Origin of the sequence: Brevundimonas sp. BR2-1 (assembly GCF_037626195.1) — a bacterium.
GTDB lineage: Bacteria > Pseudomonadota > Alphaproteobacteria > Caulobacterales > Caulobacteraceae > Brevundimonas.
The window spans coordinates 946789-962884 of sequence record NZ_JARKMV010000001.1 but is presented as its reverse complement, the minus strand read 5'-3'; the positions used below and the strand labels follow the sequence as shown (position 1 = coordinate 962884).

The window sequence follows — 16096 nt, the reverse complement described above, 5'->3', positions numbered from 1 at the left end:
ACTGAGTCCACTTCATCTCGGCGGTGATGGCTGGCGTCGCCACGAGTTTCGGTTGTCAAAGACCGGACCTGACGGGTCTGGACCATGTAAGCATGCGCATGCGTCAATTCTGGACGTAGGCTAGTCCCGCACCGTCCAGCCGTCGGCTTCGCGCAAGGCGTTGTGGATGGCGGTGGCCGCGATGGCGGCCTCGGCCCCGGCGACGGCGATCTGGTTCAGCCCCCGCACGACGTCGCCGGCGGCGTACAGGCCGGGCACGCTGGTGGCCTGGTGCGCATCGACGAACAGGCGCCCGTCGTCGCCGACCCGCGCGTCCAGCCCCTCGGCAAGGTCCGCGTTGGGCGAGGTGCCCAGCGCCGAATACACCAGGTCGAAGCTGCGGAAACTTCCGCCCCAGCTGAGGGCGGTGACCCGGTCGCCCTCAAGTTGAACATTGTCGATCGGGGCGCGGATCAGCTCGATTCCCATCCGCTCCATTTCGCCGTGCTCGGTCAGGGCCTCGGCGGGCCCGATGTGGATCAGGGTCACGCGGTCGGAATAGGTGCGCAGGAAGGCGGCCTCGCGCACGCCCTTGTCGTCGTCGCCGATCACCGCGACCGCCTTGTCGATGGCCTCGTAACCGTCGCAGATCGGGCAGATGCGGACCAGCGACCGCTCGATGGCGCGCTCGACACCCGGAAGATCAGGGTGATGATCAATCACGCCGGTGGCCAGAAGGACGGCGCGGACGAACACTCCGCGGCCGTTCAGCCGGGCGATGAAGCCGTCGCCGTCACGCGTCAGGGTTTCGACCCGGCCGCCCTCGATGACCGCGCCGAATTCCTCGGCCTGCTCCGTCATCCGCCGCAGGATCGCATCGCCGGTCACGCCGCTGGGAAAGCCGGGCATGTTGTGGCTGAGCGGTATCCAGCAGGCCCGGGGCGCGCCGCCGTCGGCGACCAGCACGCGCCGCCGGAACCGCGCCAGATAGGTGGCGGCGGTCAGGCCGGCGGGGCCGGCCCCGACGATCAGGATTTCGGGGCCGTCGTCGCTCATCGCGTTCGCCAGGTCGTGGGCCAGAAATCAGCCGGAACGCCCCAGCACTCGCCCATGGACGATTCGGCGCTGAGGACGAAGGCGCTGCCGGTCCAGGTCCAGGTCGAGGCCGTACCGCAGTCGCCGATGCCGCGGCCCTTGGAGAAGGCGGAGATGGTGCGGGTTTCGGGATCGTAGCCGCCGTTGATCGTTCCCGGACCGCTCTCGCCCGTCGCGGACGCCAGGCTGACCGCACGAGGGTTCCGTCCGCCCGGCCCGGTCAGATACCAGTCGTGGCCGATGTTGTAGGCGCCGGCGAAGCACGGCACCGCCCAGAGCTCGGTCGAGGCGTCGAGCCGCGCCGACATGATCTGATCGCCCATCGCGGTCTCGCCGATCTCGGCCCTGCACGCCTTGACCGCCGCCACGGCCTCCAGCGCTGCGGGGAGAGTCTGGCCTGTGTCGCCGAAGCCGGTCTGGGCGATCGGCGGCGCCGGGATAACCTGCGGGGCCGGCGCCGCGCCGGGCACGGACGATGCGGGCCGCGTTCCCTTGCGGACGAGGGCGGTCGTCGTGTCGAGACGTCCCTGACGCTCGTCGATCCAGAGCATGGCCGCCGCGGCCCCCGACAGCGATATCGGGACCGTCTCGCCGGCGCCCGCCAGGGTCAGGGTCTGTCCGGCGGCGAGGGCGGAGGCAAGGGCGGCGGCGTCTGCCGGGCGGACTTCCGCCGCGCCCAAAGGATCGTGATCCCCCGCGATGGCCGCCGCAACGTGGCGCCGGCCGTCCAGGGTCAGGGTGACCGACCCGGTCAGGCCGTCGCCACCGGAAGGCCAGAAGCCGACCGTGACGGTTCGCGCGCCGTCGGGACCCGGAGCCGAGCCGACACGCACCCAGCCCGTACCCTCGCTTGCGGGGCCGAAGGCGACGCAGTCGTTGGTGTTGTCGCAGGTGGCGCGCCAGTCGCGGAACGCGCGGTTTTCACTCCGCGCCGCCGCCGCCGGAGCCGCGTTCTGCACGGCTGCGGCCTGGCCGGGAGGCGGGGCGGCAGCCGCCGCGGTCTGGTCTTCCTGACCGCACGCCGTCAGCGCCATGGCCGCGAGGCAGGCTCCTCCAAGATACCGCATTGTCCGTCCCCCAGATCCAGCCGGGCCCTTCGCCCTTGGCGGACGTTAACCGAAATCCCGCGGAAGGCCCCCTCTTATCGATCCACGATCCGAACGGTTCCCGCGCGCCCTTTGCGCCCGCCCGCGCGCCCCGCTATACCGCGCGCTCACTCCCCATCCCCAGTCAGAGGCGAACACCCGCATGGCCAAGATCAAGGTCGCCAACCCCATCGTGGACATCGACGGCGACGAGATGACCCGGATCATCTGGCAGATGATCAAGGACAAGCTGGTCTTCCCCTTCCTGGACCTCGAGCTCGACTACTACGACCTGGGCATGGAGAACCGCGACGCCACCGACGATCAGGTGACGATCGATGCGGCCAGGGCGATCCAGAAGCACGGCGTGGGCGTGAAATGCGCCACCATCACCCCCGACGAGGCGCGGGTGAAGGAGTTCGGCCTCAAGAAGATGTGGAAGTCGCCGAACGGCACCATCCGCAACATCCTGGGCGGCGTGGTCTTCCGCGAGCCGATCATCTGCTCGAACGTGCCGCGTCTGGTCCCTGGCTGGACCCAGCCGATCGTCGTCGGCCGCCACGCCTTCGGCGACCAGTACAAGGCCACCGACTTCCTGATCCCCGGTCCCGGCAAGCTGACCATCAAATTCGTGGGCAATGACGGGCAGGAGATCGAGCATGAGGTGTTCGACTTCCCCTCGGCCGGCATCGCCATGGGCATGTACAATCTCGATGACTCGATCACCGAGTTCGCCCGCGCCAGCTTCGCCTTCGGCCTGCAGCGCAATTTCCCGGTCTATCTGTCGACCAAGAACACGATCCTGAAAGCCTATGACGGCCGCTTCAAGGACATCTTCCAGAAGGTGTTCGACGAGGAATTCGCCGCCGACTTCAAGGCCAAGGGCCTGACCTATGAGCACCGCCTGATCGACGACATGGTGGCCGCGGCCATCAAATGGTCGGGCGGCTTCGTCTGGGCCTGCAAGAACTACGATGGCGACGTGCAGTCCGACGTGGTGGCGCAGGGCTTCGGCTCGCTGGGTCTGATGACTTCGGTGCTGATGACCCCGGACGGCAAGGTCCTGGAATCGGAAGCGGCCCACGGCACCGTCACCCGCCACTATCGCCAACACCAGAAGGGCGAAGCGACCTCGACCAATTCGATCGCCTCGATCTACGCCTGGACGCGTGGCTTCTCGCACCGCGCCAAGCTGGACGGCAATGCCGAGCTGGCGACCTTCGCCGACACGCTGGAACGCGTCGTCGTCGAGACCGTCGAGGCCGGCTACATGACCAAGGACCTGGCGCTGCTGGTCGGCGATCAGCAGGGCTGGCTGACCACCGAGGGTTTCCTCGACAAGGTGGCCGAGAACCTGACGAAGGCGATGAAGGCCTCCTAGAAGGGCGCTATCGCTCGCGACGCGGTCGCTCGCTTGCTTGAGCGCGGATCGTGTCAGACCAACCAGGGCTCGCCGGACTCGCGTCCGGCGAGCCTTTCGTTTGAGCGAAACCGGCGTTCGTGCATTGTTGGCCCGTCCGGGGAGGCATTCCATGAAGTTTGTCGGCAGGTTCATCGTCGCTTTCATCGCTGTCATGGCGGTCAGCTTCTTCGCGGCGCCCGGCGTCGCCTTCTTCGCGGTGAGATCGGCGGCGGACGCCAATGACACAGCCGGTCTGGCCCGGCTGATCGACTACGGCGCGGTGCGCCAGTCGCTGCGGCCTCAGCTGGACGGCAACCCCGCCGCCGTCGCCCCGGCCCCGTCCTTCATGGAAGACCCCATCGGCGCGGTGCGCCGCCAGATCGAGCAGGCGGCCGCGCCCCAGGCGCCCGACGTGGAGGCCTATCTGACCCCCGCCGCCCTCGCGGCCCTGACGCGCGGCGAGGGGCGCTACGCCTCGCAGCGCACCGGCGGACCCCTGCCTTCGCCGGACGTCACGACCACCGGCGGGCCCATGCCGCGTCCGGTCTACTGGGGCATGAACCGCGCGCGTATGAGCGTCACAGACGACGGCGGCTCGGAGACCATCTTCACCTTCGAGCGCAAGGGGCCGTTCGAGTGGAAGCTGGTTCACATCGGCCTGCCCGAGGGCGTGGCTCCCTTGCCGCCCGTGGTCCGCGACACCGACCGCAAGGGCGGTTGACGACAGGCTGGCGCTGCCGGCCGATTCCCGGTTACCGTAACGGCGGGACGGCGTTTCGACGCCAGAGGGAAGTATGGCCAGAAAGCTTATCGTCGGCGTCGCCGTGGCGGCCGCGGCCGGGTTCGCGCTCGCATGGGCGGCGTCGCCCGTGCTGGCGGCCAGGGCACTGATCCATGCGGCCAAGGCCGGAGACTCGCGCAAGATCGAACAGCTGGTCGACTTCCCCTCGCTGCGCGGCAGCCTGAAGGAGGAGCTGAACGCCGAGCTGATCGCGCGGATGCGGCGCGATCCCCGCGTCGTCGAAAGCGGACTGGGGGGACTGGGCCTGATGCTGGCGCCGATGCTGCTGTCAGGCGCGGTGGACACCCTGGTCACGCCAGAGGTGGTGGCGCACATGGTCACGACCGCCGAGGCGCCCGACCCTACGAAACCGGGCGACCCGGACCCCGCCGACGAGCGCGACGGGAACGATATCCACCAGTCGTGGGGCTATCGCAGCCTGAACGAATTCGCCGTCACCCTGACGGACCGCGACCGGCCCGACGACCATCTGGCGCTGATCATGGAGCGGCGCGGCCTGTTCGAGTGGAAGCTGGCGGCGGTGGACCTGCAGAGCGGGCAAGAGGTCCAACCGGGCTGACCCGGGGCGCCTCGTCGCCAGGCACCCGGCCGCTATGCAGACCGCCGCTCGGGCTCGGGCCAGTTCAACCACTCGCCGACGGAAGCCTGATGAAGGTCAGCAAACCGCGAGGCGGCCTCGGGCCCGAATATAACCGGATTGTGGACGTGAGCGTCCTCCAGCAGGCCCATGACCAGATCGAGGACCTCCAGCCTGGCCAGTTCTTCTCCGCTGGCCAGTCGCGTGAAGTGCGAAAGCAGGACCTCCCGGCGCGCGCCCGCCCCGGCTGGAACACGGGTGGTCGGGCGGGGCGGCCTCGCCCCGGCCGCTCCGGTTTCGACGGCTGCATCGCCGGCGTTCGAAACGTCGAGGACGTCCGGTTCCGGTTTCTGGACCGGCGGCGGGACGATCGGCGTGACCGGCTCCAGTACAGTGGCGCTCCGCGGCGTCGGCGGCGGGGGCGTTTTCGAGATGTCGGCGGGTTGGGTCGCCCAATTTCCGCATTTGCGGCATCGCTCTGTCTGATGCCGCTCGGACCAGTAGAATTCGTGTCTACACCACAACCTTTTGAGCGTGGGTCGCATGGTCCTTCCCCGACCGTATTCTTAACGAAGCACTAATCGAGGCGTGTTTGTCAACCGTTGTTACGGCGAATACCTGCGCCTTGCTGTATGTCAGGAGTTTTCCAGCGCCGCCCGCACCGCGGCCAGACCAGCCTCCGCCTTCGATCCGTCTGGAGCGCCGCCTTGGGCGAAGTCGGCCTTGCCGCCCGCGCCCTGTCCGCCCATCGCGATGACCGCCGCGCGCGCCAGATCGGCGGCGTTGACCTTGTCCGTCATGTCCGACGTCACCGCGACGGTGACGGCCGCCTTCCCGTCGGTGAGGCCGATCAGGGCGACGACGCCCGTGCCGACCTGTTTGCGGAAGTCCTCGGCGACGCCGCGCAGGCCCTTGCCGTCGACCCCGTCCAGCACCCGGGCGATCAGTTTGACGCCGTTGATCTCTTCCGGCGCGGCGTTGGCGGATGCGCCGCCGCCACCAAGGGCGAGTTGCTTCTTCAGATCGGCGACCTGTTTCTCCAGCGCGCGGCGGTCGGCGGTGAGAGCCTCGACGCGGGCGGGAACGTCGGCCACCTGGACCTTGAAGGACTGGGCGAGGGCTTTCGCCACCCCGGCCTGGGCCAGAAGATACTGGCGCGCGGCCTCGCCGGTCAGGGCCTCGATGCGGCGCACGCCGGCGGCGATGCCCGTCTCGGAGGTGATCTTGAACAGGGCGATATCGCCGGTGCGGGCGACGTGCGTGCCGCCGCAGAGTTCGACCGAATAGGGCTTGTCGGCCTGGACAAGGTCGCGGCCGAGGGTCAGGACGCGGACCTCGTCGCCGTATTTCTCGCCGAACAGGGCGACGGCGCCGGCGGCGATGGCCTCCTGCGGGGCCATCATCTTCGTCTCGGCGGGCAGGTTCTGGCGGATGACGGCGTTCACCTCATCCTCCATCCGGGCCAGTTCGTCCTCGGTGACGGGGGCGTTGTGGCTGAAGTCGAAGCGCAGGCGTTCGGCGTCGACCATCTGGCCCTTCTGCGCCACGTGACCGCCCAGCACATTGGCGAGGGCCTTGTGCAGCAGGTGGGCGGCCGAGTGATTGGCGCGGGTGGTCAGGCGGGCGGCGGCGCTGGAGCGCAGCTGGGCGCGGGCGCCGATGGCGAGCGTGCCCGAGGTGACCTCGATGCGGTGGGCGAACAGGTCGCCGGCGTGCTTCTGGACGTCCAGCACCGTGGCCGAGCCCTGCTGGCCGGTGGCGTCGGTCCATTCGATCTCGCCGCGGTCGCCGGCCTGACCGCCGCCTTCGCCGTAGAAGGGCGTCTGATCGAACAGGACCTCGGCGGTTTCGCCGGGCGCGAGCTCGTCGACAGAGGCGCCGCCGCGCACGATGGCCAGGACCTCGCCTGACCCCTCGACGGCGTCATAGCCGGTGAAGACGGTGGGACCCAGGCGGTCTCGCAGGGCCAGCCATTCGCCGGTCGAGGCGGTCTGGCCCGAGCCGGTCCAGTGCTCGCGGCTGCGGGCCTTCTGCTCGTTCATGGCGGCGTCGAAGGCGTCGGTGTCGACGGTGAAGCCGCGGCGGCGCGCCTCGTCCTGGGTCAGGTCCAGCGGGAAGCCGTAGGTGTCGTAGAGGGTGAAGGCCGTCTGGCCCGACAGGACGCCGCCCTCGCCAAGGTCGCGCGAGGCGTCCTCAAGCAGGCCCATGCCGCGGCCCAGGGTGGTGCGGAAGCGGATCTCTTCCTGCTTCAGCGTGTCTTCGACGAAGGCCTGGGCGCGCTTCAGTTCGGGGAAGGCCTCGCCCATCTCGGAGACCAGAGTCGGCACCAGACGGTGCATCAGCGGGTCCGAGGCGCCCAGAAGATGGGCGTGGCGCATGGCGCGGCGCATGATCCGGCGCAGGACGTAGCCGCGGCCCTCGTTCGAGGGCGTGACGCCGTCGGCGATCAGGAAGGACGACGAACGCAGGTGGTCGGCGATGACGCGGTGGCTGGCGGCCATGTCGCCGGTCGGATCGGTGGAGGTGGCGTCGGCCGAGGCCGCGATCAGGGTCTGGAAAAGGTCGGTGTCGAACACCGAATTCTTGCCCTGCAGCACCGAGGCGATGCGCTCGAGGCCCATGCCGGTGTCGACGCTGGGCTTGGGAAGGGAGCGGACGATCTCGTCATTCTCCTTCTCGAACTGCATGAAGACGTTGTTCCAGATTTCCACGAACCGGTCGCCGTCTTCATCCGGCGAGCCGGGAGGACCGCCGGGGACGTGGTCGCCATAGTCCCAGAAGATTTCGGTGCAGGGACCGCACGGACCGTTGTCGCCCATGGCCCAGAAATTGTCCGAGCCGGCGATGCGGACGATCTTGTGGTCCGGGAAGCCCGTGACCTTCTTCCAGATGTCGAAGGCCTCATCGTCGTCGATGTAGACGGTGACCAGCAGCCGGTCCGGATCGAGCCCGAAATCCTTGGTGACCAGGGTCCAGGCGCGGTCGATCGCGTGTTCCTTGAAATAGTCGCCGAAGGAGAAATTCCCCAGCATCTCGAAGAAGGTCAGGTGCCGCGCGGTGTAGCCGACGTTGTCCAGATCATTGTGCTTGCCGCCCGCGCGGACGCATTTCTGGGAGCTGGTGGCGCGCGGGTAGGGCGGCTTGGCCGCGCCGGTGAAATAGTCTTTGAACGGCACCATGCCTGCGTTGACGAACAGCAGGGTCGGATCGTTCTGCGGCACCAGCGGAGCCGAGTGGACCTTCTCGTGGCCGTCGGCCGCGAAATAGTCGAGGAAGGTCGAGCGGATCTGTTTGAGGCTGGCCATGGTTGGTCGCAAACGCGTCTGAAAGAGGTCAGGGGAGGCAGCGTCCATATAGGTGTTTCGCCCCGAGCGCATCACCCATCGGCGTTCTGCGCCGCCTGCGACGCTTCCATGCCGAGGGCCAGCTTGCGCAGGAGGTCGGCCAGGGCCTTGCGTTCCGCGTCGCTCAGCATGGCCAGCATGCCGGCCTCGACGCCCATATCCTCGCGCAGCGCGGCCTCGGCGGCGGCGCGGCCCTTGTCGGTCAGCCGGACCAGCAGGCTGCGTCCGTCCCCGGGCGAGGGCGGCCGGGTGATCATGCCGGCGCGCACCAGCCGGTTCAGTCGGTCGGTCAGGCCGCCCGACGAGATCATCAGCGAGCGGTACAGCTCGGTCGGTCTCAGCGCATACGGCGGACCGGAGCGGCGCAGGGTGGAGAGGACGTCGAACTCTCCGGCGTCCAGACCATGGCGGGCGAAGACCGCCTCGATGGCCGGGCGGCTCTGCAGCACGATGCGCCGGGCCCGGCCCAGCACCTCCATGCCGCGGGTGTCGAGGTCCGGAAGTTCCCGCGCCCACTGGGCCTGAAGGCGGTCGATATGGTCGGGTGCGTCGGGCATGGGAAAATATCTTGACGTCGAGACAAAAGGTCTTATCTTGGCGTCAAGATAACTGGCCATCGCATTCACACCAAGGAGAAACGGGTATGACCGCCGCCCCCCACGCCAATGGCTTCACGGTCACCGGCATCGACCACATCGTCCTGCGAGTCACGGACCTGGACCGGTCGCTGGACTTCTACACCCGCATCCTGGGCTGTCCGGTCGAGCGCCGCCGCGACGACCTGGGCCTGATCCAGCTGCGCGCGGGATCGTCGTTGATCGACCTCGTGCCGGTGGACGGGGTCATCGGCCAGCGCGGCGGCGCGGCTCCGGGCCCCGACGCCCACAACATGGACCACGTGTGCATCCGCATCGCGGCCTTCGATCCCGAGGCGGCCCGCGAGCACCTGCGCCGCCACGGGGTCGAGGTCGAATCCGAGGGCGTCCGCTATGGCGCGAGCGGCAACGGCATGTCCTTTTCGATCACCGATCCCGACGGCAACGGCGTCGAACTGCGGGCCTGACGGGTTCAGATCACGGTCTTGCGCAGCATCCGCGCGGCCGTGAACGACAGGGCCAGGCCGAAGAAGGCGTGGGCCATGACGCCCAGGGCGGTCATATGGTCGGGCGGCGTGGTCCGCTCGGCCGCCATCGACAGCGGCACGACGATCGAGTTCATGACCCCATAGACGACGATCCCGTACAGCAGGCCCGACAGCACCGGCTTGCGCAGCGCCACCGGCGCCTGGGTCGCCGCGGCGACGAAGATGCCGCCGAAGATGATGGCGATTGCGAAATGGGCGATCAGGCCGACGGCGGCGGAGCCCATGCCGCCCTCGAACGAGGCCGCGCCCAGCAGGCCGCTGCCGACCGCCTGAAGGATCCGCACGGGCGAGGCCGGACGATAGATGACGAAGGCCGTCAGGATGTCGGCTGCGCCCCCTGCCAGGCCGGCCAGAATCGCCGCGCGCGCAAGGGCGCCAGGTTTGGTGATCATGATGTGCTGTCCTCCTGGAGCGAACGGTTAGCGGTCCCGGGACAGGGGGCAAGAGGTCCGCGCGATGCGACGTAACTGTGACGGGGATATGCGTGTTGTGCCCGAGGCGGTTATGAGTCCGTCATCCCGGAGCAAGGCCCGCAAGAAAAAAGGCCGCCCGATCCGGGTGGGGATCGAGCGGCCGCTCCGTCCGGCCCGGCCCGGCGGGGTCGGATGGCGGGTCGGCGGACCCGGCCGGAGAAGTCTGTTTGAGTGACCGAAAGTCCGGTTCGAAAGCTGCGGACAATTCGGACACATCGGACCCGGGTGTGAGGCGCGGAGTCAGCTTCGAAACGTGCGGACTCCGCGAACTCGCCGGACCCTAGCCCTCGAGATCCTGGCCCTCGTCGGGTTCGGGCGTGCCCAGCAGTTCCTCGGCGATCTTGTTGGTCGAGGCGCGCACGGCCTTTTCGATCGAGTCGGCGACGTCGGGATTGGCCTTGAGGAAGGCGCGCACATTCTCGCGGCCCTGACCGATGCGCTGGCTGTCGTAGGAGAACCAGCTGCCCGACTTCTCGACGATGCCGGCCTTGACCCCCAGGTCGATGATCTCGCCGAGCTTGGAGATGCCTTCGCCGTACATGATGTCGAAGATGACCTCGCGGAACGGCGGGGCGACCTTGTTCTTGACCACCTTGACCCGGGTCGTGTTGCCGACGACCTCGTCGCGGTCCTTGATCGCGCCGGTGCGGCGGATGTCGAGGCGGACCGAGGCGTAGAATTTCAGCGCGTTTCCGCCCGTCGTGGTTTCCGGCGAGCCGTACATGACGCCGATCTTGTGCCGGATCTGGTTGATGAACAGGACGATGCACTGCGACTTGTTGATCGAGGCGGTCAGCTTGCGCAGGGCCTGGCTCATCAGGCGGGCCTGAAGACCGGGCAGGCTGTCGCCCATCTCGCCCTCGATCTCGGCGCGCGGCGTCAGGGCGGCGACGGAGTCGACCACCACGATGTCCACGGCGCCCGAGCGCACCAGGGTGTCGACGATTTCCAGCGCCTGTTCGCCCGTGTCGGGCTGGGACACCAGCAGGTCGTCGAGGTTGACGCCCAGCTTCTGGGCGTAGCCCGGGTCGAGCGCGTGTTCGGCGTCGACGAAGGCGGCGGTGCCGCCCGATTTCTGGATTTCGGCCACGGTGTGCAGGGCCAGGGTCGTCTTGCCCGAGCTTTCAGGTCCGAAGACCTCGATGACGCGGCCCCGCGGAAGACCGCCGATGCCCAGCGCCATGTCGAGCCCCAGCGAACCGGTCGAGACCGAAGGAATGGCCTCGGTCACGCCGTTCTTGCCCAGCTTCATGACCGAGCCCTTGCCGAAGGCGCGGTCGATCTGGGCGATCGCCGCCTCCAGAGCCCGCTGCTTGTCGCCGTCGTCCCGGGTCACCAATTTCAAATTCGCCTGTGCCGCCACCTTGCCGCTCTCCCTTGCCATGATTCCCATCTGGTTCCGGGAGAGACCCGCCTGGACCCGCTCCCTGTTGAGACGCAGTTAGTACACGGTTTGTTCCGGTTGCCAATATGTTCTTTTCAGGATGTCGGAGGGGCACGACCAATTTTGACGTGTGGGGTTGGGTCGAGGGCGCGTCGCAAATGAAGGACAGGTGGCTGCAAGCAGCCATCCAGGGCGCCGCTACGGGTGGGAAGCGGACTTCCATTTCGCCCTGGAAGTTCGACCCGAGGGGGAACGACTTCGCCGCATCCGAGGCCAAGCCGATTGTCGAAATTATCCGTTAGGAATCACTTACGGTAAGTGATACATGACCATTCATGGACGGATGGAACGCACTTGCCGACCCTACACGGCGAACGATTCTTGAACGGGTCGCGGTGCGTCCGCGCAATGTGCGGGAGTTGGCCGATGGCCTCCCTGTCAGTCGGCCGGCGGTGTCCCAGCACCTCAAACTGCTGAAGGAGGCGGGCCTCGTCGTTGATCAGGCTGTCGGCACACGACGGCTCTACCGCGCCAACCCCGAAGGTATCGCCGCGTTGCGCGCGCAACTCGACCGCTTCTGGGGTCAGACCCTCATCAATCTCAAACAGCAGGCCGAGGCAGAGGACCAATAGCCATGAGTTCAGACACCGCCGACACTTCCGTCCGCACGGAGATCACCCTCGACGTTCCGGTCGAGCGCGCCTTCAGGGTGTTCACCGAGCGGTTCGATCACATCAAGCCCCGCGAACACAACATGCTGGCCGTCGACATAGCGCTGTCGGTTTTCGAGCCGAAGGTCGGCGGTCGCGTCTACGACCGGGGCGTCGACGGCAGCGAGTGTCAGTGGGGCCGCGTGCTGGCCTACGACCCGCCGACCCGTCTCGTCTTCTCGTGGGACATCAGCCCGCGCTGGCAGATCGAGACGGATCAGGCGCGTTCAAGCGAAGTGGAGGTCCGTTTCATCGCCGAGGGCGAGCGACGGACAAGGGTGGAACTGGAACACCGTCATCTCGACCGGCATGGCGAAGGCTGGCAGGGCCTCGCTGCCGGCGTCAAGGCGGACCAAGGCTGGCCGCTATACCTTCAACGGTTCGCCGAAGCGTCACGCTGAAGTCTGAAAGGGGAGGGACCGGAAGCCATTCGGTCCCTCCCGTCTCACTCCACCCGACAGAAGCAATACATGAACTGCTGAGCGGCACCCCAAGGGGTTTCGTGCAGTTCGGCGACACTGTCCAGGAGACGGAATTTCGGCCCGAACTCGCCGTGCAGGCGTTCGGCGTCGTAGCGGACGACATCCAGTCCGCTGCACTTTTCCGGACCCTCCGGCCCGAAGGTCGCGACAATCACATGGCCGCCGGGCCTGACCGCGCGGGCGACCTGCCGAACATATGCGGCACGGTCGTCCGCGCTCGTCAGGAAATGGAATACGGCCCGGTCGTGCCAGACATCGTAGCGAGCCGCTTCCAATTCGACGGCCGTGATATCGCCAGTGATCCAATGCACGGCCGCGGCGGACGGACCCAGCCGGCCCTTCGCCACGTCAATCGCCGCCGGGGAAATGTCGAGCACCGTGACGTCGCTGTAGCCACGCACGACGAGATCGTCGACCAGAGTCGCTTCCCCGCCGCCCACGTCAATGACGGCGCTGGCGGCGTCCGGCGCAGCGTCTGCAATGAGCCGCAGCGACACCTCCAGGTGGGGCCGATACCAACTTACGTCGTCCACGGCCTTGGTCTGATAGACGTTTTCCCAATGCGCCTGGGTGCTCATCGCCGCCACTCCCGAACCAGGTTCTAAGCTAGGGATTTGTCTGTCCGAACGCCACGGGGGTGAACGTCCGCAAGGGCCGCAGGCGGTCACGAGTCTTTCCACCGGCACTGGACATTCGGCGTCGCGGCTGTGCGGGAGGCCTCAGTCGGGCCGGCGCCAGGCCACGATGCGGGTCGTGGAGACCTGGACAGCCTCGCCGTGTTGGTTGCGGGTCTCGCTGCGGGTGCGGATCATGCCGCGGTCGGGGCGGGTCCGGGACGGCAGGATTTCCAGCACCTCGACATGAACGGTGAGCGTGTCCCCCGGACGGGTCGGGCGCGGCCAGGTCGTCTCGCCGCCGGCGCCGATGAGGCCGCCGGCGAGCGGAAACGCCTCGACCAGCAGTTTCATGGTCAGGGCCGCCGTATGCCAGCCGCTGGCGGCCAGACCGCCGAACAGACTGTCCCTGGCCGCCGCTTCGTCGAGGTGGAAGGGCTGGGGGTCGAACTGGCGGGCGAAGGTCTTGATGTCCTCGGCCGTGAGGGTGATGGAGCTGGAGACGAAGGTCTGACCGACGTGCAGGTCTTCCAGCCAGAGGGGCGCGGTCATGCGGCGGCGATCGTGTCGGGAGCGGGTTGGGGCTCGGCGAACCGGGCCGCACCCGACAGGGCGGCGCCGAGCAGCAGGATCGCCATGGCGGCCATCAGCAAGGGTCGCGCCATCGCCTGCTGAGGGCTGAGCGGCCGGACGACCACCAGCACCAGCAGGCCCAGCAGGACGAGCACGCCGGGCAGGTCCATGCCGATGCCGAGGAAGACCGTGTGGGCCAGCCCGGCGATCCAGCCGGCGCCCAGCACGGCGGCGACCGCGACCGGCGCGAGGGATTTCGCGCGGGTCAGCCCCGGATCGAGGAAGGCGGCGACGACGGCGGTCAGGGCGGCCAGCAGGCCGGTCCAGACGAACAGGAAGGCGGCCTCGGGCGCGAAGCCTTGCGCGGCCGAGGCGACGATGAGGATCAGGCCGATCAGCCCGCTCCATCCGCCCCAGACCGACCGGGCGGACAAGACCGGGAACAGCGACAGGCCGATGGCTGCGACGGCCGCGCCGATGACGATGACGTTCACGCCGCCGAGCCCGAGGGCCAGAAGGGCGGCGGCCGCGATCCCGCCCGCGACGACGCGGCGGTCGGGCCGGGTGCGTCCGCCCATCAGGGCCAGGGCGAGGGCCAGGACTGTGAGCACCGTTCCGGCCTCCATCCACGGGAGGCGGGCCAGCAGGGTGTAGTAGGCCTCGGCGCTGTCGGCGCGGCCCGAAAGCGGGCCGGCCAGCAGCCGCACCGTCTGGGTCAGGACCAGACCGGTCGACAGGAACCACAGGCCATCGACCATGCCGCGCCCGACGTCGGCGAAGGTCAGGCCGGCGTGCGACCGCGCCCGCCACATCGCCGCGCCCAGCCCGAGGAAGGCCAGTCCCAGCAGCAGCCAGCCGGTCGCCGGCGCATGGCCGACAATCACCCGTCCGAAGAGATCGGCGTAGACGAGGTTCTGCGTCGCGGCGGGCAGGGCGCGGGCGCGCAGCAGGGCGTCAGCGGTTTCCAGCGCCTGCGAGCCGATGTGTTGCACGCTGCCCTGATCCAGGGCGTCCGGGGTCGAGGCGCGGGCGTGGTACTGGTCGGGCAGGCCGATGAAGGCCAGATTGATCCCCTGGACGCCGCGTTTCTTGGGGATGGTGAAGTCGGTGCCGTTGGGCATCAACTCATAGACGAAGACCGCCAGCGAGTTGGACGAGACGCCGCCGGGCGCCCGGACGCCCGCGCGGGCGAACAGGCCGATGGTCTGCGCATTGCCGCGCCCGGTCTCGAACATCATGGCGCGGCCGCCGCCGCCGCGCGCCTCCAGATTGACCACCGCGCCGATACGGTCGCGCAGGGGATGGCCGCCCCAGAAGACGCGGGCTCCGTCCAGGTTCAGCTCCTCGCCGTCGGTCAGCAGGACGACCAGGGTGCGGTCGGCGGGTCCTCGAGCGCGGAGGGCGCGCACGGTCTCGAGAATGGCGGCGACGCCCGCGGTGTCGTCGGCCGCCCCGGCGGAGACCGGCACGGTGTCGTAATGGGCCATCAGGGCGACGGCGGGCAGGCGCGGGTCTCGCCCGGGCAGAACTCCGATCAGATTGACGAGTTCGAGCCCGGCCGCGGAGCCGCCGTTGCGCTCGATCCGCTGGACGGCCTCGGGCGAGAAGGGACCGGTCTGGGTGGAGGTCTGCAGGCCGAGGGCGGCCATACGCTGCAGCAGCACGGTCCGGACCCGGAAATGGTCGGCAGAGCCGACCGGATGCGGGCGTTGGGCGATCTCCCGGACGTCGACCATGGCGCGGGCGGCGGAGAAGTCCGTCGCCGGCGCGCTGGCCGGCGCGGGGCGGGGACTTTGCAGGGTCAGCACCGCGATCAGCAGAGCCAGCGCCAGTGATCCGCCAAGCCAGAGCAACCGCATGGTCCATCCTCCCCGATGAAAGGTTACGCTAGCGGGCTATGATAGGTTCGTCATCCTCCGGCGAAGGAGGCGATGACCGGCGCCAGCCTGGACCGAACATTGCATTTCAGAGTTTCGGGAAGCCGGAGTAGCGTCGCCCCCAACATGCCCTGGGAGGGGCGCACCATGTCTCGCATTGTCGCCCTTGGTCTGACCGCCCTCACTCTGGCCGCCTGCAATCCAGCGGACCAGGCACCGCCGACCACGCCGCCGGCGGCGACAGGCGCCGCCCCACCCTCGGCTCCGGTATCGTGGGAGGCGACGCAGGAGCGCTATCGGCAGGTCGAGGCCGCGCCTTCCGACCCCGTGGAAGCGCTGGAATGGCGCGCAGTCCAGTGCGACCACTATTCGAGCGAGTTCGGCGGAGACGGTTCAGAGCGCGACCAGTGGCTGAACACGCAGATGGACAGACTGGAGTGCGAAGACGGATTGGCGGCCGAAGCGCGGGCCATGCGGGACGCCCGCTCCGGCGAGCCTGTCGTCGTGGCGCGGCTGACTACCGTTCTTGCGGCGTTGGGAGAGTAGGCCGCCCTC

General features: G+C 68.4%; 17 protein-coding genes. 7 read left to right on the top strand and 10 right to left on the bottom strand.

The genetic code is table 11. The features are described 5' to 3' along the window. Positions 1-120: 120 nt before the first annotated feature. Positions 121-1035 (bottom strand): NAD(P)/FAD-dependent oxidoreductase, encoded by a 915-nt coding sequence (locus BrevBR_RS04910; RefSeq protein ID WP_340000132.1) that lies wholly within the window; start codon positions 1033-1035, stop codon positions 121-123. Beyond that, on the bottom strand, positions 1032-2141 hold the full coding sequence (locus BrevBR_RS04905) for a DUF1176 domain-containing protein (RefSeq protein WP_340000131.1): 1110 nt from the start codon (positions 2139-2141) through the stop codon (positions 1032-1034). Before BrevBR_RS04905 ends, BrevBR_RS04910 begins: the two co-directional genes overlap by 4 nt. Before the next feature lie 181 nt (positions 2142-2322). On the opposite strand from BrevBR_RS04905, the gene BrevBR_RS04900 reads away from it, so the two are divergent. From BrevBR_RS04900 to BrevBR_RS04890, 3 genes are all read left to right on the top strand, one after another. After that, the gene (locus tag BrevBR_RS04900; protein ID WP_332639657.1) at positions 2323-3540 is read left to right on the top strand and encodes an NADP-dependent isocitrate dehydrogenase; all 1218 of its coding nucleotides are present in this window, start codon (positions 2323-2325) and stop codon (positions 3538-3540) included. Positions 3541-3691: 151 nt separating this feature from the next. After that, complete coding sequence (locus BrevBR_RS04895; RefSeq protein ID WP_332639656.1) at positions 3692-4282, top strand: DUF2939 domain-containing protein; 591 nt, start codon at positions 3692-3694, stop codon at positions 4280-4282. 73 nt (positions 4283-4355) lie between these two features. Further along, on the top strand, positions 4356-4922 hold the full coding sequence (locus BrevBR_RS04890; RefSeq protein WP_340000130.1) for a DUF2939 domain-containing protein: 567 nt from the start codon (positions 4356-4358) through the stop codon (positions 4920-4922). A gap of 32 nt (positions 4923-4954) precedes the next feature. On the opposite strand, the gene BrevBR_RS04885 is transcribed toward BrevBR_RS04890, so the two are convergent. From BrevBR_RS04885 to BrevBR_RS04875, 3 genes are all read right to left on the bottom strand, one after another. Further along, positions 4955-5485, bottom strand: coding sequence for a hypothetical protein (locus tag BrevBR_RS04885; RefSeq protein WP_340000129.1), 531 nt, complete (start codon positions 5483-5485; stop codon positions 4955-4957). Between the two features lie 90 nt (positions 5486-5575). Continuing rightward, positions 5576-8245: an alanine--tRNA ligase gene (alaS, locus tag BrevBR_RS04880; protein WP_332639653.1), complete on the bottom strand. Its 2670-nt coding sequence runs from the start codon at positions 8243-8245 to the stop codon at positions 5576-5578. Positions 8246-8316: 71 nt separating this feature from the next. Further along, on the bottom strand, positions 8317-8841 hold the full coding sequence (locus BrevBR_RS04875; protein ID WP_340000128.1) for a MarR family winged helix-turn-helix transcriptional regulator: 525 nt from the start codon (positions 8839-8841) through the stop codon (positions 8317-8319). A gap of 86 nt (positions 8842-8927) precedes the next feature. On the opposite strand from BrevBR_RS04875, the gene BrevBR_RS04870 reads away from it, so the two are divergent. After that, positions 8928-9347, top strand: coding sequence for a VOC family protein (locus BrevBR_RS04870; RefSeq protein ID WP_332639651.1), 420 nt, complete (start codon positions 8928-8930; stop codon positions 9345-9347). Between the two features lie 5 nt (positions 9348-9352). Here BrevBR_RS04870 and BrevBR_RS04865 read toward each other — a convergent pair whose 3' ends face one another. Both BrevBR_RS04865 and recA read right to left on the bottom strand, forming a co-directional pair. Then, positions 9353-9820, bottom strand: coding sequence for a hypothetical protein (locus BrevBR_RS04865; protein WP_340000127.1), 468 nt, complete (start codon positions 9818-9820; stop codon positions 9353-9355). A gap of 361 nt (positions 9821-10181) precedes the next feature. After that, the gene (recA, locus tag BrevBR_RS04860) at positions 10182-11264 is read right to left on the bottom strand and encodes a recombinase RecA (protein ID WP_332639782.1); all 1083 of its coding nucleotides are present in this window, start codon (positions 11262-11264) and stop codon (positions 10182-10184) included. Positions 11265-11620: 356 nt separating this feature from the next. On the opposite strand from recA, the gene BrevBR_RS04855 reads away from it, so the two are divergent. Then, the gene (locus BrevBR_RS04855; protein WP_340000126.1) at positions 11621-11917 is read left to right on the top strand and encodes an ArsR/SmtB family transcription factor; all 297 of its coding nucleotides are present in this window, start codon (positions 11621-11623) and stop codon (positions 11915-11917) included. A 2-nt stretch (positions 11918-11919) separates the two neighbouring features. Next, positions 11920-12396 (top strand): SRPBCC family protein, encoded by a 477-nt coding sequence (locus tag BrevBR_RS04850; RefSeq protein WP_340000125.1) that lies wholly within the window; start codon positions 11920-11922, stop codon positions 12394-12396. Between the two features lie 44 nt (positions 12397-12440). On the opposite strand, the gene BrevBR_RS04845 is transcribed toward BrevBR_RS04850, so the two are convergent. The 3 genes from BrevBR_RS04845 to BrevBR_RS04835 all read right to left on the bottom strand — a co-directional run bounded on the left by BrevBR_RS04845 (position 12441) and on the right by BrevBR_RS04835 (position 15523). Further along, positions 12441-13055 (bottom strand): class I SAM-dependent methyltransferase, encoded by a 615-nt coding sequence (locus BrevBR_RS04845; RefSeq protein WP_340000124.1) that lies wholly within the window; start codon positions 13053-13055, stop codon positions 12441-12443. Positions 13056-13196: 141 nt separating this feature from the next. Continuing rightward, positions 13197-13643: a MaoC family dehydratase gene (locus BrevBR_RS04840; protein ID WP_340000123.1), complete on the bottom strand. Its 447-nt coding sequence runs from the start codon at positions 13641-13643 to the stop codon at positions 13197-13199. Continuing rightward, positions 13640-15523: a M20/M25/M40 family metallo-hydrolase gene (locus BrevBR_RS04835; RefSeq protein WP_340000122.1), complete on the bottom strand. Its 1884-nt coding sequence runs from the start codon at positions 15521-15523 to the stop codon at positions 13640-13642. Before BrevBR_RS04835 ends, BrevBR_RS04840 begins: the two co-directional genes overlap by 4 nt. A 165-nt stretch (positions 15524-15688) precedes the next feature. On the opposite strand from BrevBR_RS04835, the gene BrevBR_RS04830 reads away from it, so the two are divergent. Next, positions 15689-16087 (top strand): hypothetical protein, encoded by a 399-nt coding sequence (locus tag BrevBR_RS04830; RefSeq protein ID WP_340000121.1) that lies wholly within the window; start codon positions 15689-15691, stop codon positions 16085-16087. The last annotated feature ends 9 nt before the right edge of the window (positions 16088-16096 follow it).